Origin of the sequence: Aerococcus sanguinicola (assembly GCF_001543145.1) — a bacterium.
Lineage (GTDB): Bacteria > Bacillota > Bacilli > Lactobacillales > Aerococcaceae > Aerococcus > Aerococcus sanguinicola.
In genome coordinates this window covers 933,579-952,884 of the sequence record NZ_CP014160.1, presented here as the reverse complement: position 1 = coordinate 952,884, position 19,306 = coordinate 933,579, and the positions used below count along the sequence as shown (strand labels likewise).

Here is a 19,306-nt window from a genome sequence, read left to right as displayed (position 1 = left end):
GCCCCCTAGAAACTAGGCAGCAGACGGACACTTTGACTGTCGTTGCTTAATGTTAAATATAAAGTCGACCATATTATACCGATTCTTTTGGTATTTGTAAACTACTTGCGCTGGATTTTTTCTAGTCAGCTGACCGCACAAATTCTTCCATAAAGTCCAAATTCCCTGCTTCCAAATAGCGGTTGAGGACTTGGAGCACAGCCCCTTCGTTATTGCTGCCGATTTCGTAGCGGCAGAGGGACTTGAGGTCGGGGTCGGCGTTGGACATGGCAACCGAATAGCCCACTTCTCCCATCATAGAAGCATCATTCAGGCTATCCCCGAAGGCCATAGTCTCTTCTGGTTGAATCTGATACTTATCTTGCAAGTAGCGCACAGCCGACCCCTTGCCGCCATCCGCATTGATAAAGTCCATCCACATGGTCGCGGAAGTTACCCCTGTGATACGAGGGAATTTGGCGTTCATTTGAGTCACAAATTCCTTATTGGCAGCTAGTCCTTCAAAAGAATTCACAGCTAATTTGACCGGATGGTGGCCCAAATCTTCAAGTTCAGCATAGGAAGACAAGGAGATAATGTCTGGACAGTAGATGCGGATATTGGCCTCATTCTCTTCCAATAGGCGGGTGGAATAGAAGCGGTCACCGGCACTGACCAGGGAACTATAGTAAGGGTTGGCGTGGACTTCTCGGTCCAGGGCTAGTAAGTCATCGAGGGCAATCACCTTCTCTTCAATCCGCTGGCCGTCCTTTTCGATGACATTGCCATTCTCACCGGCCAAGTAAACTAAGTCTTGCAGAGACCCGGACAGGTAGTATTCCAACTTGGATAGGCTATTGCCACTGGCGATGCAGACGACCACACCGCGTTTTTGTAAGTCTTGGACAATTTCCAAGAAGGCTGCCGCATCATAGGTCTTATCCGACCGCAAGAGGGTCTCATCCATATCAATAGCAAGTAATTTAACTGTCATAACGAACCTCCATATCTTCCGAACGCACTCTCTGGCATTATAGCATGCTGGACCAGTCTTGAAAAGCACCAGCCTGGGCAGCTTAAGGGCTGACCTCTGGGCTAGTTTCAATAAGATTTAGGCCTTGGTCGAGAAGAACCTTCTTCAAATTAGCATCTGGGCAAGCGTCTACAATCAGGGTCTCAATCGCTGACAGAGGGGCGAACTGTTCGAGGGTATGCTGGTTTAACTTGGAATGGTCGCAGAGGACGTAATTATGTTCCGCATTGGCAATCATCTGCCGGCGGACCTGGTTCTCATCGAGATGGTAGTCGGTAAAACCCTGGTCAGCTGAGACGCCGCTCGCCCCCAAGAAACACCGGTCTGCATAATACTTCTTTAAGGCCAGGACAGTGTCTGGACCGGAAGTCGACATTTCCTTGGCCCTTAAATTACCGCCCAGTAGGATCACAGTAAAGGCAGCCTTCTCCCTTAAATCGATAGCAACTTGGACATTATTGGTGATAATGGTTAATTGGTTGAAGGCTGAAAGATAAGGAACCATGGCGGCAGTGGTGGTCCCCATATCAATAAAAAGGGTCTCCCCTTCCTTCACGAATTGGGCAGCTTGACGAGCGATAGCATCCTTTTCTTTAGGAAAGTGTTGCTTACGCTGGTGGGCTTCCGGTTCGATGGCAACCTTGTTGGAGACTGCTCCACCGTGAACCTTCTGCAAGAGTCCCTTGCTTTCCATCACGTCAATATCATTATGGATGGTTTGTCTAGATAAATTAAAGTAATCACTCAATTCAGAAGTTTTGACCACCTGCTGGCTAGCCAATAGTTCAAGAATCTTTTTGTGGCGTTCAGCTTGGAGCATCCCAACCCCTTCCTTTCCTCTATTTTACTTTCTTCTTTACAAATCTTAACATAAATTGTCAATTTTGAATGCTTTGGAGGGTCAAATACCGGGAATAATTTACTGATAATTAACGGCATTTTTACATCAAGTTTACATTAGCTGTGTATACTTGAGTTAGTTCGAACTAATGTTAATCAATGTAAAAATATGTCTATTGAAAGGAGTCCTTATCTTGCTTGAGTTAATCAATATCACCAAGAGCTATGGCGACACCCAAGTCCTCCACGATATCAATCTCACGATTGAAGATAGCGACATCGTCTCCATCCTCGGTCCATCTGGATGCGGCAAGACCACCCTCTTGAACCTCATCCTCGGCCTGATTCCAGCAAGTTCTGGTCAAATTCTCTACCAGGGCAAAGATATTACCGATACCCCCATGGAAAAACGTGGCTTTAATATTGTCTTCCAAGACTATGCCCTCTTCCCTAACCTTAATGTCTATGACAACATCACCTACGGCCTAAAGAATAATCCCGAGATTTCGAGTCAAGCAGAGGTCCAAGACCTCATCCAATTGCTCAACTTGGAGAAGCACCTGGAGAAATCTATCCGTCAATTATCGGGTGGTCAGAAGCAGCGGGTCGCTCTGGCACGAACCCTGGTGATGAAACCTAAGATCCTCCTCCTCGATGAACCCCTCAGTGCACTGGATGGGGTCATCAAAGAACAGATTAAGGAGCGCATCCATACCATCGCTAAGAAATACCAATTGACGACCATCATGGTAACCCACGATCCTGAAGAAGCACTGACCCTATCCGATAAAGTCATCATCTTAAACCAAGGCCATGTGGAACAATATTCAGCCAGCCAAAAGATTGTTAGCCAACCAGCGACTGATTTCGTGGACCAATTCATTCTGAACCAGTTGCGAATCAAACGCGACAATATTGTCGGCCTCTTCCAGGAAGAACCGGTAAAGGAGAGGGTCTAGGATGAGAGAGTCAAAGACAAGTACTATCCTCAGCTGGATCATCATTGCTTTCTTCCTCTTGGCCCTGGTCTATCCTTTAATTAATTCCTTTATGGTTGCTTTCCTAGAAGATGGACACTTTACCCTCCAGCACTTCCAAAATGTCTTCCAAGCCGGCAATATTGGGCAAGTGTTTAAGAACAGTTTGGTGATTGCCCTCAGCTCGGCGCTCCTCTCAGTAGTGATTGCCTTCTTAATGGCCTTTGGGGTTAATTTTACCAACATGTCCCCAGGTCTCAAGCGGGCTCTGAGCTTGTTGATTATGATCCCCATGCTGCTACCGACAATTACTTATGGCTTTACCATCATCTATTCCATCGGTAACCAGGGACTCTTTACCCGGCTCTTAAATATGGAAGCTCCTGATTTTTATGGTTTCAAAGGGCTCTTGCTCGGCTATACCATCTATACCCTGCCCGTGACCTTCCTGATGATCAATAACGGGATGACCTTTATTGATAAGCGTTTCACTCTTGTGTCGCGCTTGATGGGAGACACTTATCTCAAGCGGGTCTGGACGACCATCCTGGTGCCCCTCCTTCCGTCACTAGGAGCTGCTGTTATCCAAGCCTTCTTTATGGCCTTTACTGATTATGGGATCCCTTCCTATATCGGTGGGAGCTATGAAGTCATTGCGACCTCCCTCTACAACCAAATGCTAGGAACCATTCCTAATTTCAATCATGGGGCCGTGATTTCTCTACTCATGCTCCTACCATCCGTAATCTCCATGGCCATCCTCCACTACTTGGACAAAAAATCCATTGAATACGACAATTTCTCTGATTTTAGGGCCAAGGAGAACAAGGGCCGCGACCTCTGCTTTGCGATCTTATCTCTATTAGTGATCGCCTTGATCATTATTATCTTCATCCCGATCTTCATTGTACCTTTCACAGAGTCTTGGCCTTACAACCTGTCCTGGACCAGCAAGCACTTGGTGTCAGCCTTCAAGGATTCAACCATTACCAAGGCCTTCACCAACTCGCTCTTCATCAGTCTCTTAGTTGCTGTCATCGGTACGGGGCTGGCTTACTTTGCTGCCATTCTCACAACTCGGAGCAAGCAGCGCCCGATCATCCAAAAAGCTATCGACCTCATGGCTACCATCTCCAATACGATTCCGGGTATGGTGCTGGGGCTAGCCTTCCTCTTGGTGATCAATGGAACTCCACTTAAATCAACCTTCACGATCATCATTATTGCTAATATTATCCACTACTTCTCTACCCCCTACCTCACCCTGAAGAGCAGTCTCGACAAGCTCTCTAAATCTTGGGAAACCACGGCCGCCCTCATGGGAGATAACTTCTTCCAAACCGTTTGGCGGATCCTGACTCCCAATGCGGTCACTGCCCTTCTCGAAGTCATGAGTTATTACTTTACCAATTCCATGGTAACCATCTCCGCTGTCGTTTTCCTATATTCAACACGGACCATCCTCATGACAACCAAGATCCAAGAACTCCAGTACTACAATAAATTCAACGAGGTCTTCATCCTATCTATCATGCTTTTCCTCACGAATTTAATCGTACGTGCCGTCTTTAACTATCTCAGCCAACGCAATCAAAAGAAAATGGAGGCTCATTAAAATGAAACGATTCAAAAAATCGCTACTCTCTTTACTCGCCCTGGTCTGCTTAATCGCCTTACCTCTGAGCGCTTGTTCATCCTCTTCCGACAAGGTCATTATCTACTCCAATGCGGATGACGAAGCTATTGCAGCCATTGAAAGCAGCCTAAATGAAGAAGGCTATGAAGGCCAATACGAGATCCAAACCTTCGGCACCTCTGAATTAGGAGGCAAACTCCTCGCTGAAGGCAAAGACATCGAAGCTGATATGGTCACCATGTCAACCTTCTACCTAGAATCTGCCCAAAACCAACATCAAATGTTCCAAGACCTCGCTTGGGACGTCAATACCCAACAAGAATTTCCGAGCTACGCCGCTCCTCTAACTGTCCAAGAAGGAGCCATCATCGTTAATGATGAAATGGTTAAATCTGAAAACTTAGACTTGCCACAGTCCATCAAAGACTTGGCAGATCCTAAATATGAAGGCAAAGTTGCTGTAGTCGACATTGATTCCTCATCCACTGCTTGGTTAATGGTCCAAGCCCTAATCGCTGAATACGGTGAAGCTGAAGCCCAAGATATCCTTGCCGGGATCTACAAGAATGCCAGCAACCATATCGAATCTTCCGGTTCTGGCCCATTGAATAAGGTTGTCAGCGGGGAAGTTCCATTCGGCTTTGGTTTACGCCACCAAGTTGCTGTTAAACAAAATGAAGGGGCACCTATTTCTCTTATTGACCCAGCAGAAGGGAACTTCTCTCTCACCGAATCAGTTGCTGTTATCGACAAAGAAGACAGTGAAAAGGCTGAACTCGCCCAAAAAATGAGTGAAGCTATTATCAAGAAGGGCCGCCCTAAGGTTCAAGAATTCTATCCTGTTGCCCTCTATGAAGGTGAAGAAACCGACGCCAGCAAACAATCCGCCAAGCCTAAACAATTCGACGAAGCCTTGACTGCTGAATTATTGGCCAAACACCAAGAAATTTCTCAAAAAGCCAAGGAACAAGCCCAACAATAATTTTTGTTTAGAAAGAAGTGTTTATTTTGACTCCCTATAAATTACTCACGCCCGGCCCCCTCACAGTGACAGACCGTGTCCGCCAAGCCATGGACTTCGATTATTGTACCTGGGACGAGGATTATAAAGCCGTCACCCAAAAGATCCGCCACGACTTGCTCCAGATTGCTGGAGTGGATCCTGAGCGCTACACAAGCATTCTCCTCCAGGGCAGTGGGTCCTATGCTGTCGAGGCCTGTTTGTCGACCTTCAGCTATCCCGGTTCTAAGTTCCTGATCCTATCTAATGGTAAGTACGGTGAACGGATGCTCCAGATGGCTGACTACCAGCACTTAGACTATGAGACTTACAAGGTTGGCTATGATGAAGTCCACGATCCCCAAGTCTTGGACTGCCTACTCGACAATAATCCTGACATTAGCCATGTCATGATGGTCCACTCTGAGACGACTTCAGGCATTCTCAATCCGATTGCTGACATCGCCCAGGTTGCCAAGGCCCACGATTGCTTCTTCTTTGTCGACGCCATGTCCAGCTTCGGTGGGGTCCCCATTGATATGACCCCTATCGATGCCCTCATCACCAGCGCCAATAAGTGCATCCAAGGCGTTCCTGGCTTCGCCATTGTGATTGTACGCAAGGACTTGATTGAAGCCAGCAAGGGGAATTCTTCTACTCTCTCTTTAGACCTCTTCGACCAATACCAAGAGATGGCTAAAGACGGGAAATGGCGGTATACCTCCCCTACCCATGTGGTCATGGCCTTCAATGAAGCCCTCAAGGAATTTAAGGAGCGCGGCGGGGTAGAAGCCCAGCACGCCCGCTATCAGAAGAACCAAGAACTCTTACAGGAAGGGATGGAAGCCCTCGGTTTTACAGCCTATGTCCCTAAAGAAAATCAAGGACCAATCATCACGACCTTCCTCTATCCAGAAGGGCAAACCTGGGATTTCCAAGATATGTACCACTACATCAAAGAACGGGGTTATGTGATCTATCCCGGTAAACTCACCGATGTCGATACCTTCCGCATCGGTAATATCGGTGAGATTTACCCTGAAGATATCGAACGCGTCTTAGACATTTTTAAAGCTTATATGGAGGAAAATAACAATGACAAAAACTAAATTATTGATCTGTGACTGGGCTGGAACGACTGTCGACTATGGCTGTTTCGCTCCCATCCAAGCCCTAAAATTAGCCTTCGAAAAGGCTGATATCTCGGTAAGTGATGAGGAATTACGCCAACCCATGGGCATGGGCAAAAAAGACCATATCCGCACCATGCTCCAAATGCCGCGCATTGAAGCAGCCTGGACGGATACCTACAGCAAGGCCCCCAATGAAGAGGATGTCGAATCCCTCTACAGCAACTTTAACGAAGCCATCCTAGACACCCTAAAGGCTCCTGAATACGCCCAACCCAAGCCTGGTGTTGTCGAAGGTATAGACAGATTACGGCAAGCTGGCATCTCTATCGGGGCTAGCACCGGCTACACCGCTGAAATGATGGAACTCGTTGAACCAGCTGCTGCTGACCAAGGCTATGCTCCAGACTACTCCGTCACGTCAGAACAAGTTGGGCATCTCGGACGTCCCTACCCCTACATGATTTTCGCTAACATGGCGCACTTTGAGATTGAAAGTGTTGATGAGGTCGTAAAAATTGGGGATACCCTAACAGATATCAAAGAAGGTCGACACGCTGGCGTCCTATCCTGTGCCGTTATCGAAGGCTCTTCTGAAATGGCCCTAAGCCAGGAAGAATTCGAGGCCCTATCAGCCACTGACCAAGACCAATTAAAAGAAAAAATCCGCCAAAAGATGCTAGACGCAGGAGCCGACCAAGTCTTTGACCGCTTCGAAGACCTAGTTGCCTACTTAATCGACTAAGATAAGAAAAAAAGATGAAGGATACTGAGAGTCCTTCATCTTTTTCTTTGTTTAAATTTTAGGGTGCTTGCTCGCGGCCTTTAGTCGGGTTCGCAGTTGCAGACTTGAAGTGACTTCACCCAATCGGAACGACCGGCTAAAGCCGCTCTTTTCCGTTTGGGCTCCAGTCATTCAAGTCTGGGCGCAACTGCTCTCACCCTTTTTAGTCGGGTTCGACTTGGCAGACTTGGAGTGATTTCACAAAACAGAAACGAGCGAATGCTTCGCTCTTATTCTGTTTTGCTCCAATCATCCAAGCCTAAGCGCCAAGTCTCGCACCCTTCAAGTCGGGTTCGAGGATGCAGAAAGGGCTCCTCTTCGCAAAATGCCGTCGAAGGCTTGCAGCCTTCTCTGGCATTTTACTCCAGAGGTCCCTTTCTCCCGCACCCTCTCACACCCTAGTGGCGATAGTCAACAATCAAATACCGGTGGGGCTCGCGACCCTCGGACCGGGTTTCGATGTGGTCATACTTGGAGAGGGCTTGATGGACGATCTTTCGCTCGTTGGCGGGCAAGGGGGAGAGTTGGACGGAGGATTGTTTGACCGTCACTTCATCTGCTGTGCGTTCCGCCAAGCGTTCCAAGGTCTTCAAGCGGCGTTCCCGGTAGTCGCCGACATTAACTACAACATTGACGCGGTTACGGACATGCCGGTGGACGAGTACCTTGGCTAGGGCTTCTAGGGAATTCAAGATCTTACCGTGTTTGCCGATGACGAGGCCTGGCTTATCGGTATTAATGTGGTAGATAATCTCGCGATCATGATCCTCCACATCTACTGTAACGTCAACCCCATAAGCTTCGCAGACATCAATAATATAACGGGCGGGGAAGTCGACATCGTAGAAAACTTTGTCATTTTCCTCTTCAACCGATGTGTCTTCTTCCTCCTCTTGGCGTCCCGCTTGATCGGCCTGTTCTGAAGCTTGAGTACTAGCTTCCACCTCTTCTGCAGCTGCTACTTCTTCGGTGTCCACGTCTTGGACTGCTTCTTCTTGCTTGCTCGTCTCAACGCCTGTTTCTTCTTCAGAAACGGATTCTTGGACAGGGTCAGCTAGGGGACGGCCGTCTTCCTGGGCCTCATCCTTCGCGAGGACAGGCGCTTCTTCAGCTGAAATCGCTTGGACTTCTTCGACAGAATCGCTAGCGGGATCATGCCCTTGTTGGCTCCGGGCTTGCTTATCGTCTGCGACATAGACAGAGGACGTACTCGCCTCATTGGTCGGATCAGCGACCGACTTGCTAACGGGGTCATCTGGATCGTCAGCATCCTCTGTAGCTTCTGTTTGGCCTTCTTCTGAGTGATCAGCTGCCTTGACAAATAATTTAACAATGGCATCACGGGCCCCAATGCCTAGGAAACCCTTGCGTGCTTCCTGCAGCACTTCCACTTCAACTTCTTCTTGGGCGACTCCTAATTCTTTTAAACCAGCCTTGATGGCGGCTTCCACAGAGTCGGCTTGAAATATTTTGGCTTGCATGCTTGCTTCAAACTCCTTTCACTCATTGACTCTTTCATTGCTTAGCGCTTCTTTTTGGTCGTCCGTGGGTGGCGTTTAGCTTTTTCCAAACGTTTCTCGAGGTCGCGCTCCGCCTTTTCCTTCTCTAAGCGGGCTTCCCGCTTCTTATAAGGGTTATTCAAAATGAGCGTCTGACCAATGGTGAAGGCATTCGATGCCACCCAGTAGAGAGCGATAGCACTTGGCAGCGTCGCCCCCATAAAGAGAATCATGGCAGGCATCATCCACTGCATGGCAGCCATGCTCTGGTTACTTTGCGGGTTGCCGATCGTCATCAGGCGGGTATTGTACCAGGTTAAAGCGGCAGCTAGGACAGGTAAGATAAAGTAAGGGTCTGGTTGACCGAGTTCCATCCATAAGAAGTGACCATTGCTGAGCACTTCGGTCCGGCTGATCGCCTGGTAGAGACCCATAAGAATAGGCAATTGGATCAGCATAGGCAGACAGCCTGAGAGGGGATTATAGTCATACTTCTCATTAAGCTTGGCCATTTCCTCTTCCAGCTTTTGCTGGGTTTCTGGGTCCTTTGAGGCATATTTTTCACGCAGGGCCTGCATTTCAGGTTGGACTACCTGCATCTTTTCTGTGCTCTTAATCTGATAATGGTAGAGAGGCACCAGGACTAGGCGAATGATTAAGGTAAAGATAATAATCCCTAGGCCGTAATTCCCTCCGAAGAGGTCTGATAGCCAGATAATCAAACGCGAGAAACTATAGACAATATAGCGGTCCCAAAAACCGGTAGATTCCGCTGTGATGGGTTCACGTGCCGTTGCACAAGCCCCCAAGAAGAGGGGCAAGGCCATTAAGACTAAGCTAAGGCTTAGCTTTTTTTTGGTCCAAAATTTTGATTTCAATTGACTCCTCCAAAATATCTGTCGTCCAGCCCGACTGCCTGGCCTAGGATTTAAAGATGCCAGCTAAGTTGAAGACGTGCTCGAGGCTCTTCTTAATTTCAGCCATGGACATCTGGGCCGTGGGTTTACGGGCAATTACAATAAAGTCTTGGTTAGGGCGAATGGCATCTCGCAGTTCATAAACGGACTGGCGGATCCGGCGCTTGACATAGTTACGAGTCACCGCATTGCCAATCTTCTTACCGACGGAGATCCCCAGGCGAAAATGCGCTTGTTCCTTATCTATAGTATAAACAACAAACTGACGGTTTGCAGTACTTTTACCTTGGTGGAAGACCCGACCAAAGTCTGCTTCAGATTTCACCCGATAGGCCTTACGCATTTAAATCCCCCCTAAAAAAAATAAGACCACAGCTTTTGTGGTCTTAAGCAGAAATAACTTTTCTTCCTTTACGACGGCGAGCTGCTAATACGCGACGTCCGTTTTTAGTACTCATACGTTTACGGAAACCATGTTTCTTTTGGCGTGAACGTTTATTTGGTTGGTAGGTTCTCTTCATGACTACACCTCCTATGATGATTGAATGTTTTTATCATTTGATTTCAACCTGTCGACTTGCTATTGAAAAGTTGAATGTCAACACAAGGGTTATTTTACCATAACACAAGCGATTGACTCAAGCCCTTTTTCGGATAAATTTCTATTTTTTTCTTCACAATTGTGGATTTCTTTTAAACAAGGAGGTGGATAAAGCGACTTGTGGGTAAGTTTTCCCAGCCTTCTTCACAGGCTTGTGGACATATCAACAGAATGTTAATTGTTATCCACAGCTGTGAATAAGTCTTGGAAAGTGTTGATAAAAGAGCTTTTTAATACTTGAAACTATCCACAAGAGCAAATTATCCCCATTTATACCAGTAAGTTTCCACAGTTTGTGGATAAATTTAATCACAACTTGGGATAATTTCTATTCACAGCTTAATTATCTGTGGAAAAAGACTTTTTTTCATGTTATCCTTTTATTACCATTAATTTGGGGATAACTTAGCTTTTTTTATTGAAATGATCTTTTCCTTGCTGCTTATCATAAGTTATCCACGATAGGAACGATATACAAATTTGTTTATTAAGGAGATATACGCATGGAAGAAATGATGAAACTTTGGGAGTATATTGACAATTATTTTAAAGAAGAACTCTCAAAAGCCAGTCACGAAACCTGGTTTTCAGAGTTACGTCCGGAGCGTTTAGAGAATAATACCCTCTATCTTGTGGCGGGCTCTGAACTACACAAGAAACATATTGAAAACCACTACCTGGTCCAAATCCGCCAGGTGGCCTTTAACTACCTAGGCTATGACATCGATGTGGTCGTCCATCTGGCTAGCCAACCGGCGACCAACTTCACCCTCAACGGCCAGCGTCCCCAGGAAGAAGAGAAACCCAACCGCTACCACGACCGCAGCACCATGTTGAATCCTAAATACACCTTCGATAATTTCATCGTTGGGGAAGGTAATAAGATGGCCCATGCCGCAGCTCTAGCGGTAGCTGAGGGACCGGGTCGGGACTACAACCCCCTCTTCTTCTTCGGGGGTGTGGGGCTAGGAAAGACCCACTTGATGCAGGCAATCGGCCATGAAGTTTTACGAACCAATCCCGAAGCCCGGGTTAAATATGTCACCAGTGAGACCTTTACCAATGACTTCATTGAAGCGATTCGGACTAACTCAACCTCTGAATTCCACGAAGAGTACCGGACGGTTGATATCCTACTCGTGGATGATATCCAATTCATTGGCAACAAGCAGTCTACCCAGGAGGAATTTTTCCATACTTTCAATGCCCTCTATAATAAGAACAAACACATTGTGCTGACCTCTGACCGAGACGCTAGCCAGATTCCAGAATTAGAAGACCGGCTGGTTTCCCGCTTCAAGCAGGGCTTATCGACCGATATTACCCCACCTGACCTAGAAACGCGGATCGCTATCCTGCGCAACAAGGCCCAGGTCAACCATATTGATATCGAGGACAGCACCCTAACCTATATTGCTGGACAGATTGATACCAATATCCGTGAATTAGAGGGAGCTCTGACTAGCGTCCAAGCCTATGCCGTCATGCACCAAGAAGAGATTACCCCTAGCATGGCAGCCAAGGCCCTCCGCAACTATAAGGATACTTCGGCCCAGGCCCTGCCTTCGATTGCCGAAATCCAAGAGACGGTGGCCCAGTACTTCGACCTCACCGTTGAAGACCTCAAAGGCAAGAAGCGCAAGCGGGAAATCGTTGTCCCCCGCCAGATCGCTATGTACCTCTCCCGGGAAATTACCGAAGCTTCCCTTCCCAAGATTGGTCAAGAATTCGGCGGCAAGGACCACACCACCGTCCTCCACGCCCATGAGAAAATTCTTGGCGAAATCGACGAATCAACCGATGTCAAACGCGATGTCGAAAACATCGAAAAGCTACTCAAAAATAGCTAATCAATGTATCCACAAGCTCACTATGTTAAAATAGTAAAAAAGGACCTGTGGATAATTATGAAAGAAGTCCCCAGTTTATAAACAGGCTTTCCACATGTGGAAAAGCAGGTGTCTGATAAGGATTAGCCACTTATCCACAGATTTAACAGGCCCTATTACTATTATTATCTTTATATTAATATATATAAATAAAGGAGTGCTCAAATGAAATTCTCAGTGAACCGTGCTGTCTTCGTTGAAAATCTCAGCAATGTCCAACGTGCGATCAGTTCACGAACTACCATTCCTGTCCTTACAGGAGTCAAAATTCTAGCAACTGATAACGGCATCCTCCTTACCGGGAGTGATTCCACTATCTCGATCGAAGCTTTTATTGATGCCAATAATGAAGACAACCAATTGCAAGTGGAAAAAGCAGGTTCCATTGTCTTACCTTCACGTTTCTTTGGCGAAATTGTTAAGAAGCTACCCAATGAAATCATGCACTTGGAAGTTAAAGACAACCTACAGACCGATATTACGGCTGGCCAAGCTGCCTTCACCCTCAATGGGACCGCAGGCAGTGAATACCCTAAGCTACCGGAAATTGATTCCGATACCAGCTTTACCATTCCAGCCAATATCTTCCGCCAAGTGATCAACCACACCATTATCTCTGTCTCCAACCAGGAAATCCGGCCGATTTTTACAGGGATCCATTTTGTCATTGCAAATAACCATCTCAAGGCAGTTTCCACAGACTCCCACCGGCTCAGTCAACGGATTGTGCCCTTGGAAGTTCCTGAAAGCCTAGCCGATCAAGAATTTGCCCTGAATATTCCTGGTCGCAGTCTGAGTGAACTGACTCGGATTGCTGAAGATAGCGATAACATTGAAATGATGGTGGCAGATAAGCAGGTTCTCTTTAAGACCGATAACATCTACCTCTATTCCCGGCTCTTAGAAGGTAAGTACCCTGATACGGACCGCCTCTTGCCTGAAGACTATCAAACTCGGATCCAGATTGATGCACCAGACCTTTTGAGCGCTATCGAACGGGCTCTGATCCTGAGCCACGAAGGCCGTAACAATGTGGTTAAACTAAGTATTGATAGTGACCAAGTTGTTCTATCCGGTCAGTCAGCCGAAGTTGGTGAGGTGGAAGAAGAATTAAATATTTCCTCTGCTGATGGGGAAAGCCTAGCGATTTCTTTCAACCCGGACTACATGCGCCAAGCCCTGAGAACTTTTGGCGCCCAAGAGATTGCCCTGCGCTTCCAATCGCCTTCTCACCAATTTATTCTCCTGCCAGCCAATGCCCAGGATAACTTCAATTTTGTCCAATTGATTACGCCTATCCGGACACCGGGGAATTAGGTTGTATAAAAAACAAAAATAAAAGCGCCCCTGATCTGGCTTTAGCTGTTGAGCTGAGGCCGGTCTGGGGGTGCTTTTCTTATGTTTTTAAATGGTGCTAGTGACCACCTGTCTTTTCTTTGGATTTTATATTTTTGTCTGTTTATTTTATAATAAGTGTAAGAAAGGTAACCGGTTTTAGAGAGAGGTGGTCCATAATGGCAGAAGAAACTATGAGAAAAGTAGCCGATGTGCTTTTTTGGTTGACTTTGTTGGCATATGTTGCGCTGGCTTTTGTAGGTGTTAGCCGTCTTGTTGAGAATTTGGCTCTCTATACCTGTTGGACAACAATTTATTTTAAGAAGGCTTGCGAAGAGCATGGTTTTGATAAGTGGCCTAGCAACTTAGTCCGGGCCCTGGTGCAAATGGGAGTTATTTTACTCCTGGTCAACTTAATTATCCAAGTGTTCCCAGAAGCTTCCCAGCGTCGTCTAGCCCTCTTTTTGGTCTTACTTGCCTATATAGCTTATCTATTAGTTAAACAAATGAAAAAATAAGACATTAAAAGGCCTTCCCCATGCTCAAGGGAAGGCCTTTGATTTTATTCACATGTGGATAATTATTCCTTTGAAAGGAATTTTTTGTAGCTGAGGTCGATGCCGAATGCGCCTAGGGGGGCGGTGAGGAGGATGGCGACGACGGAGACGGTGAGGATGATTTCGCCGGAAGGGAGTCCCATGGCGAGAGGGATACCGCCAATGGCAGCTTGGACGGTGGCCTTAGGGAGGTAGGCGATGACGCTGAAGGCGCGTTCTCGGAGGCTGAGATTGGTATGGCTGAGGCTGACCAGGACGCCCACTGCGCGGAAGCATAGGACAAGGGCAATCAAGAGGATAGGCAGCCAGCCGGCTTGGAAGGCGTAGGGCAGGTTGACGGAAGCCCCTACCAGGACAAAGAGCAGGATTTCACCAGGGATCCACAGCGCATTGTAGTAGCGGGAGAGGTCCTGGGCGCGTTTGCCGTCCAAACGGTTGATCAGGATCCCCATGCTCATAACGGCTAGGATGCCGGAGAAGGGAACTTGTGGGAAGGCCTTCTCTAGGGAAACAAAGACAAAAGAGAAGCCTAAAAGGAAGATCACTTGGCTAACAGTAGGCCAATCAAAGCGTTTGAAGAAGGCATTGAGTCCTGCACCGACTAGTCCGCCTACCAGGATGCCGAGGATAATGGAAATTGGAATATTTAAGAGCTGGGTGGCCTGGAAGTCTCCGCCCTGGGCTAGACCGAGGAAGGAGGAGAAGAGGACGAGCACGTAGATGTCATCGGCCGAGGATCCAGCGAGAATAATTTGGGGAATCTGCTTGTCCATCCCATAGCCTTCGTCCATCAATTTAATCATCTTTGGAACCACCACAGCAGGCGAGACCGCGCCCAGTACCGTCCCCAAAAGCAGGGCGTCGATCCGGGAAATGCCTAGAATGCTGGGGGCGAGTAGGGCCGTTCCTAGGATTTCGAAAGTCGCTGGGACAAAGCACATGAGTAAGGCAGGTCGCCCGACCTTCAATAAGCCCTTGATGTCCAGTGACAGGCCTGCCCGGCTGAGAATAATAATGAGGGCGACTTGGCGGAGGTCAGCCGACAGGTCAAGGATTCCCCCGTCGAGAAGCTTCAAGACATGGGGACCGAGAACAATCCCTAGAAAGAGAAAACCGATCAGACTCGGGACCTTGATCTGCTTACAGACCCGGTCGATCAAGAGCCCAAAGATAAAGATATAAGCAAAGCTCATTAGTAACATAAGACCACTCCTTTGATTATTTGATTAAGTAAAGAGCAAAAAAAGCTGATACTCCTGCCCTTTACAGCAGAAGTCATCAGCTTTTGAATCATCAATAGCGGTTTAGGGCTAGGCCCAAGGAAGACATTCATTTCCTGTGTCTTGATTATAGGCAGTTTGTCCGTTTTTTGTCAATCAGAACTTTCGATCGCTTGAAATAAGTTTCATTTATCTTATTTGATTGCTTCTTTTGATTGAATACTCGGCTTTCACAAAAATAAGACAAGTTTTTTCTTAGAGCGGCCTTATTTTGTCCTGAGAAGGCTTTTCAATCTTTAGAGACGAATTTCCCTCCCAATAAAAAACAAGCCAATAGCCCCCTCTCTTTGCAAAAAAGCGGTTTTTGGGGTATAATAAGAGGTGACAGTATAGATCTAAATGAGCTATAGATTTTTTAATTTGCGACGACCGCTTTGGCTCGTATTTGGCTAAATCGCAAATCTCTGCCGGTTCGAGCAGGGATTGCGATTTTTTATTTAGCGGAAGCTAAGGAAGATGGAAAGGAAGTGACGCAATGACTGAGACCATTGAGATAACGGGTGACTTTATGACTTTGACCCAATTGTTGAAGGAAACAGGCATTATTGCAACGGGTGGCCAGGCGAAATGGTACCTGTCTGAATTTGCGGTTTATATTGATGGTGAGCAGGACCAGCGTCGAGGACGAAAGATTTATCCAGGGTCAGTAGTTGAAGTGCCTGCTGAGGAAGCCATTTTCCAGCTTGTCAGTGCTTCTGGCGCGGCTTTGGATGATGCCCATGATCCTCGATGAGATCCGCCTGCTCAATTTCAGAAATTATGAGTCTGCTGAGGTGACTTTTTCACCGGGAATCAATGTCTTTATTGGGGACAATGCCCAGGGGAAGACCAGTCTCCTAGAGGCAATCTATATCCTCTCCCTAGCCCGCAGCCACCGGACCAACCATGACCGCGAGCTCTTGCGCTGGGAGAGTCAGGAAGCCCTGGTTGAAGGCCGGGTCAGCAACCGTTTCGGCAAGCTGCCCTTAAGTGTCAAGCTGACCAAAAGCGGCAAGCTGGTTAAGGTTAACCACCTCGAGCAGCGCCGCTTGAGCGACTATATTGGCCGCTTGAATGTGGTGCTCTTTGCTCCCGAAGATTTGGACCTGGTCAAGGGGGCCCCACAATTACGGCGAAAATTTATTGATATGGAGCTCAGCCAGATGAGTCCCGTTTATCTGCACACTTCGGTTGACTACCAGCAGATCTTAAAGCAGCGCAATGCCTACCTAAAGCAGCTACTCAGTCAGCAGGCCCAAGACAAGCTTTACTTGGAGATCTTGACGGAGCAAGTGGCTGCTGCGGGCGCCCGGATTATTTGCCAGCGCTTGGCCTTCCTCGATAAGTTAGAGGCCTGGGCGAGCGAGCTCCACCACCATATCTCCCAGGGCAAGGAAGCGCTCAGCCTGCGCTATCGGAGTGCGGTCGACCTACCCCAGGCCCCCTCTGAGGAGAATGTCTATGAGGCCCTCTTGGCTAAGTTTGAAGAAGTCGAGTCGCGTGAACTGGACCGCGGGGTGAGCTTAGCTGGCCCCCACCGGGATGACCTTCAATTCTTGATTAACGGCCAGGATGTCCAGAAATTTGGCTCACAAGGCCAGCAGCGGACCACAGTCTTAAGTATGAAATTAGCAGAAATTGAGTGTATGCAGGAGATGACGGGGGAATACCCCATTCTCTTATTGGATGATGTCTTGAGTGAGCTGGATGATGACCGGCAGACCCACTTGCTCAAAACCATTGAAAAGAAAGTTCAGACCTTTTTGACGACAACCAGTCTCGATGGGGTCCAGGAAGAACAGATTGATGAGCCGGCGCTATTTGAAATTGCGCAGGGACAAGTCCAACGATTGGATGACTAGAAGGAGTGATGGAAAGCGATGGCAGATGAGAAACACTTTGAAGACCAAGCACAGGAAGAAAGCCAGGAACCAAGCAAGGAGGAACAGGAGGAACTGGCCCATCTGGCGGAGAGCTATGATGCCAGCCAAATTCAAGTCCTAGAGGGGCTCGAGGCGGTCCGGAAACGGCCTGGGATGTATATTGGGTCGACCAGTGAGACCGGCCTCCACCACCTAGTTTGGGAGATTGTCGATAACTCAATCGATGAGGCCTTAGCTGGTTTTGCCAAGCATATTCAAATTGAAATCTTGGAAGATAATGTGATTCGGATTACGGACGATGGCCGGGGGATTCCTGTCGATATCCAACAAAAAACCGGCCGGCCAGCAGTAGAGACTGTCTTTAATGTTCTCCACGCTGGGGGTAAATTCGGGGGTGGCTCTTACAAGGTCTCCGGCGGCTTGCACGGGGTGGGGGCCTCAGTGGTGAATGCCCTCTCTGAATGGCTCCACGTCGATGTCTACAAGAATGGCAAGATCTACCACCAAGAATACAGCCGGGGGAAGATCATGACCGAGCTCGAAGTGACAGGAGAAACCGACCAGCAAGGAACGGTTGTCACCTTCAAAGCCGATAGCGAGATTTTCCGAGAAACAACGGTTTATAACCGGGAAATACTGAATAAACGGACCCGGGAGCTCGCCTTCTTGAACAAGGGCTTGCGGATTTCACTGACCGACAAGCGGGAAGAAGAAACGGTTGAATACAGCTACCACTTCGAAGGTGGGATCAAGGAATATATCGACTTCCTCAACCAGAATAAGACCCCGCTTTTCCCTGAACCTATCTACCTAGAAGGGGAACAGGATGATATTGAGGTCGAAGTTGCTCTCCAGTATACGGACGACTTCCATGTGAACTTTATGAGTTTTGCTAACAATATCCATACTTTTGAAGGGGGGACCCATGAATCTGGGGTTAAGACCGCCCTCACCCGGACTATCAACGACTATGCCCGGAATGTCAATATTCTCAAGGATAATGATGAGAACCTGACTGGGGAAGATGTGCGTGAAGGCCTGACCCTGATCGTTTCAGTACGCCACCCCGACCCTCAATTCGAAGGGCAAACTAAGATGAAACTCGGAAATTCGGAAGTACGAACGATTACCGACCGACTTTTCGGCCAGCACTTTTCGACCTTCCTCTTAGAGAATCCCAATATCGGCCGGCAAATTGTCGACAAGGGCTTGGTTGCTTCTAAGGCACGGAAGGCAGCCAAACGGGCCCGGGAAATGACCCGGAAGAAGTCTGGGCTAGAAATCTCCAACCTACCGGGTAAATTGGCCGATTGTTCCAGCCGGGTGCCCGAGGAATGCGAACTCTTCATCGTCGAAGGGAATTCCGCTGGGGGCTCCGCTAAGAACGGCCGGGACCGCCACTTCCAAGCCATCTTGCCTATCCGTGGTAAGATCTTGAATGTTGAAAAAGCGTCTATGGACCGGATCTTAGCCAATGAAGAGATTCGTTCCCTCTTTACAGCGATGGGGACGGGCTGGGGCAATGACTTCGATGTCTCCAAGGCCCGCTACCATAAGCTCGTTATCATGACCGATGCCGATGTCGATGGGGCCCACATCCGGACCCTCTTATTGACTCTGATCTATCGTTACATGCGTCCCCTCTTGGATGCGGGTTATGTGTATATTGCGGTTCCTCCCCTCTACCAGGTACGCCAAGGGAAGAAGATCCAGTATATTGAATCGGATGCCGAATTAGAGGCATATATGGCCAGTCTTCCTGAGCGTCCTAAGCCCGTTGTCCAACGCTATAAGGGGCTGGGCGAGATGGATGCCGAACAGCTCTGGGATACGACCATGGACCCAAGTACGCGTCGCATGCTTCAAGTCAGCGTTGAAGACGGTGTGGAAGCCGACCAAATGATCTCCATGTTAATGGGCGACCATGTGGCACCGCGGCGGAACTTTATCGAAGAGAACGCCACTTATGCGACCATCGACCTTTAGT

Annotated in this window: 18 protein-coding genes and 1 riboswitch; of the genes, 11 read left to right on the top strand and 7 right to left on the bottom strand. The window is 47.9% G+C overall.

All coding sequences use genetic code 11. The features are described 5' to 3' along the window. Positions 1-121: 121 nt before the first annotated feature. Together AWM72_RS04190 and AWM72_RS04185 are read right to left on the bottom strand one after the other, a co-directional pair. Positions 122-973 (bottom strand): HAD family hydrolase, encoded by an 852-nt coding sequence (locus AWM72_RS04190; protein ID WP_067973685.1) that lies wholly within the window; start codon positions 971-973, stop codon positions 122-124. A gap of 82 nt (positions 974-1,055) precedes the next feature. Next, positions 1,056-1,832 carry a DeoR/GlpR family DNA-binding transcription regulator gene (locus AWM72_RS04185; protein WP_067973681.1) on the bottom strand — a complete coding sequence of 259 codons (777 nt, stop codon included), beginning with the start codon at positions 1,830-1,832 and terminating at the stop codon, positions 1,056-1,058. 214 nt (positions 1,833-2,046) lie between these two features. Here AWM72_RS04185 and AWM72_RS04180 point away from each other — a divergent pair, with 214 nt between their 5' ends. Genes AWM72_RS04180 through phnX form a run of 5 tightly spaced genes read left to right on the top strand, consistent with a single transcriptional unit; the run spans position 2,047 to position 7,340 of the window. Next, positions 2,047-2,811 carry an ABC transporter ATP-binding protein gene (locus tag AWM72_RS04180; RefSeq protein ID WP_067973678.1) on the top strand — a complete coding sequence of 255 codons (765 nt, stop codon included), beginning with the start codon at positions 2,047-2,049 and terminating at the stop codon, positions 2,809-2,811. A 1-nt stretch (position 2,812) separates the two neighbouring features. Then, a complete protein-coding gene (locus AWM72_RS04175) occupies positions 2,813-4,444 on the top strand; it encodes an ABC transporter permease subunit (protein ID WP_067973672.1) in 1,632 nt (543 codons plus the stop codon). Between the two features lies 1 nt (position 4,445). Further along, positions 4,446-5,447: an ABC transporter substrate-binding protein gene (locus AWM72_RS04170; protein WP_067973669.1), complete on the top strand. Its 1,002-nt coding sequence runs from the start codon at positions 4,446-4,448 to the stop codon at positions 5,445-5,447. 26 nt (positions 5,448-5,473) lie between these two features. After that, positions 5,474-6,574, top strand: coding sequence for a 2-aminoethylphosphonate--pyruvate transaminase (locus tag AWM72_RS09485; RefSeq protein WP_198434464.1), 1,101 nt, complete (start codon positions 5,474-5,476; stop codon positions 6,572-6,574). Beyond that, positions 6,561-7,340, top strand: coding sequence for a phosphonoacetaldehyde hydrolase (phnX, locus tag AWM72_RS09480; RefSeq protein ID WP_067973665.1), 780 nt, complete (start codon positions 6,561-6,563; stop codon positions 7,338-7,340). The genes AWM72_RS09485 and phnX overlap by 14 nt, the downstream gene beginning before the upstream one ends. 437 nt (positions 7,341-7,777) lie before the next feature. Here phnX and jag read toward each other — a convergent pair whose 3' ends face one another. The 4 genes from jag to rpmH are packed head-to-tail and all read right to left on the bottom strand — an operon-like array spanning position 7,778 to position 10,316. Then, complete coding sequence (gene jag / locus AWM72_RS04155) at positions 7,778-8,860, bottom strand: RNA-binding cell elongation regulator Jag/EloR (RefSeq protein WP_067973662.1); 1,083 nt, start codon at positions 8,858-8,860, stop codon at positions 7,778-7,780. Positions 8,861-8,901: 41 nt separating this feature from the next. Then, complete coding sequence (gene yidC, locus AWM72_RS04150; protein ID WP_230080837.1) at positions 8,902-9,756, bottom strand: membrane protein insertase YidC; 855 nt, start codon at positions 9,754-9,756, stop codon at positions 8,902-8,904. Between the two features lie 43 nt (positions 9,757-9,799). Beyond that, the gene (gene rnpA, locus AWM72_RS04145) at positions 9,800-10,138 is read right to left on the bottom strand and encodes a ribonuclease P protein component (RefSeq protein ID WP_067973659.1); all 339 of its coding nucleotides are present in this window, start codon (positions 10,136-10,138) and stop codon (positions 9,800-9,802) included. A gap of 43 nt (positions 10,139-10,181) precedes the next feature. After that, entirely contained in the window at positions 10,182-10,316 is a 135-nt protein-coding gene (gene rpmH / locus AWM72_RS09195) for a 50S ribosomal protein L34 (protein WP_083272416.1), read from the bottom strand. A gap of 583 nt (positions 10,317-10,899) precedes the next feature. Between rpmH and dnaA the strand changes: the two genes are divergently transcribed. The 3 genes from dnaA to AWM72_RS04130 all read left to right on the top strand — a co-directional run bounded on the left by dnaA (position 10,900) and on the right by AWM72_RS04130 (position 14,138). Continuing rightward, positions 10,900-12,246, top strand: a complete 1,347-nt coding sequence (gene dnaA, locus AWM72_RS04140) for a chromosomal replication initiator protein DnaA (RefSeq protein ID WP_067973656.1) — start codon at positions 10,900-10,902, stop codon at positions 12,244-12,246. Positions 12,247-12,450: 204 nt separating this feature from the next. After that, on the top strand, positions 12,451-13,602 hold the full coding sequence (dnaN, locus tag AWM72_RS04135; RefSeq protein ID WP_067973653.1) for a DNA polymerase III subunit beta: 1,152 nt from the start codon (positions 12,451-12,453) through the stop codon (positions 13,600-13,602). Between the two features lie 197 nt (positions 13,603-13,799). After that, on the top strand, positions 13,800-14,138 hold the full coding sequence (locus AWM72_RS04130; protein ID WP_067973649.1) for a hypothetical protein: 339 nt from the start codon (positions 13,800-13,802) through the stop codon (positions 14,136-14,138). A gap of 62 nt (positions 14,139-14,200) precedes the next feature. Here the strand turns inward: AWM72_RS04130 and AWM72_RS04125 are convergent, their stop codons facing one another. Continuing rightward, a complete protein-coding gene (locus AWM72_RS04125) occupies positions 14,201-15,379 on the bottom strand; it encodes a cation:proton antiporter (protein ID WP_067973646.1) in 1,179 nt (392 codons plus the stop codon). Positions 15,380-15,439: 60 nt separating this feature from the next. Continuing rightward, positions 15,440-15,523, bottom strand: a riboswitch (Fluoride riboswitch). Between the two features lie 409 nt (positions 15,524-15,932). Between AWM72_RS04125 and yaaA the strand changes: the two genes are divergently transcribed. From yaaA to gyrB, 3 genes are read left to right on the top strand one after another with little or no spacing between them, the layout of a single operon-like run. After that, positions 15,933-16,190: a S4 domain-containing protein YaaA gene (gene yaaA, locus AWM72_RS04120; protein WP_067973643.1), complete on the top strand. Its 258-nt coding sequence runs from the start codon at positions 15,933-15,935 to the stop codon at positions 16,188-16,190. After that, on the top strand, positions 16,177-17,298 hold the full coding sequence (recF, locus tag AWM72_RS04115) for a DNA replication/repair protein RecF (RefSeq protein WP_067973640.1): 1,122 nt from the start codon (positions 16,177-16,179) through the stop codon (positions 17,296-17,298). Before yaaA ends, recF begins: the two co-directional genes overlap by 14 nt. Before the next feature lie 18 nt (positions 17,299-17,316). After that, complete coding sequence (gyrB, locus tag AWM72_RS04110; RefSeq protein WP_067973637.1) at positions 17,317-19,305, top strand: DNA topoisomerase (ATP-hydrolyzing) subunit B; 1,989 nt, start codon at positions 17,317-17,319, stop codon at positions 19,303-19,305. Position 19,306: the final 1 nt, after the last annotated feature.

Coding starts and splice junctions, on each gene's coding strand:
- phnX (WP_067973665.1), top strand. CDS start 6,561: ATGACAAAAACTAAATTATTGATCTGTGACTGGGCTGGAACGACTGTC.
- rnpA (WP_067973659.1), bottom strand. CDS start 10,138: ATGCGTAAGGCCTATCGGGTGAAATCTGAAGCAGACTTTGGTCGGGTC.
- AWM72_RS04170 (WP_067973669.1), top strand. CDS start 4,446: ATGAAACGATTCAAAAAATCGCTACTCTCTTTACTCGCCCTGGTCTGC.
- gyrB (WP_067973637.1), top strand. CDS start 17,317: ATGGCAGATGAGAAACACTTTGAAGACCAAGCACAGGAAGAAAGCCAG.
- AWM72_RS04175 (WP_067973672.1), top strand. CDS start 2,813: ATGAGAGAGTCAAAGACAAGTACTATCCTCAGCTGGATCATCATTGCT.
- dnaA (WP_067973656.1), top strand. CDS start 10,900: ATGGAAGAAATGATGAAACTTTGGGAGTATATTGACAATTATTTTAAA.
- AWM72_RS04125 (WP_067973646.1), bottom strand. CDS start 15,379: ATGTTACTAATGAGCTTTGCTTATATCTTTATCTTTGGGCTCTTGATC.
- AWM72_RS04130 (WP_067973649.1), top strand. CDS start 13,800: ATGGCAGAAGAAACTATGAGAAAAGTAGCCGATGTGCTTTTTTGGTTG.
- rpmH (WP_083272416.1), bottom strand. CDS start 10,316: ATGAAGAGAACCTACCAACCAAATAAACGTTCACGCCAAAAGAAACAT.
- dnaN (WP_067973653.1), top strand. CDS start 12,451: ATGAAATTCTCAGTGAACCGTGCTGTCTTCGTTGAAAATCTCAGCAAT.
- yaaA (WP_067973643.1), top strand. CDS start 15,933: ATGACTGAGACCATTGAGATAACGGGTGACTTTATGACTTTGACCCAA.
- recF (WP_067973640.1), top strand. CDS start 16,177: ATGATCCTCGATGAGATCCGCCTGCTCAATTTCAGAAATTATGAGTCT.
- jag (WP_067973662.1), bottom strand. CDS start 8,860: ATGCAAGCCAAAATATTTCAAGCCGACTCTGTGGAAGCCGCCATCAAG.
- AWM72_RS04190 (WP_067973685.1), bottom strand. CDS start 973: ATGACAGTTAAATTACTTGCTATTGATATGGATGAGACCCTCTTGCGG.
- AWM72_RS04185 (WP_067973681.1), bottom strand. CDS start 1,832: ATGCTCCAAGCTGAACGCCACAAAAAGATTCTTGAACTATTGGCTAGC.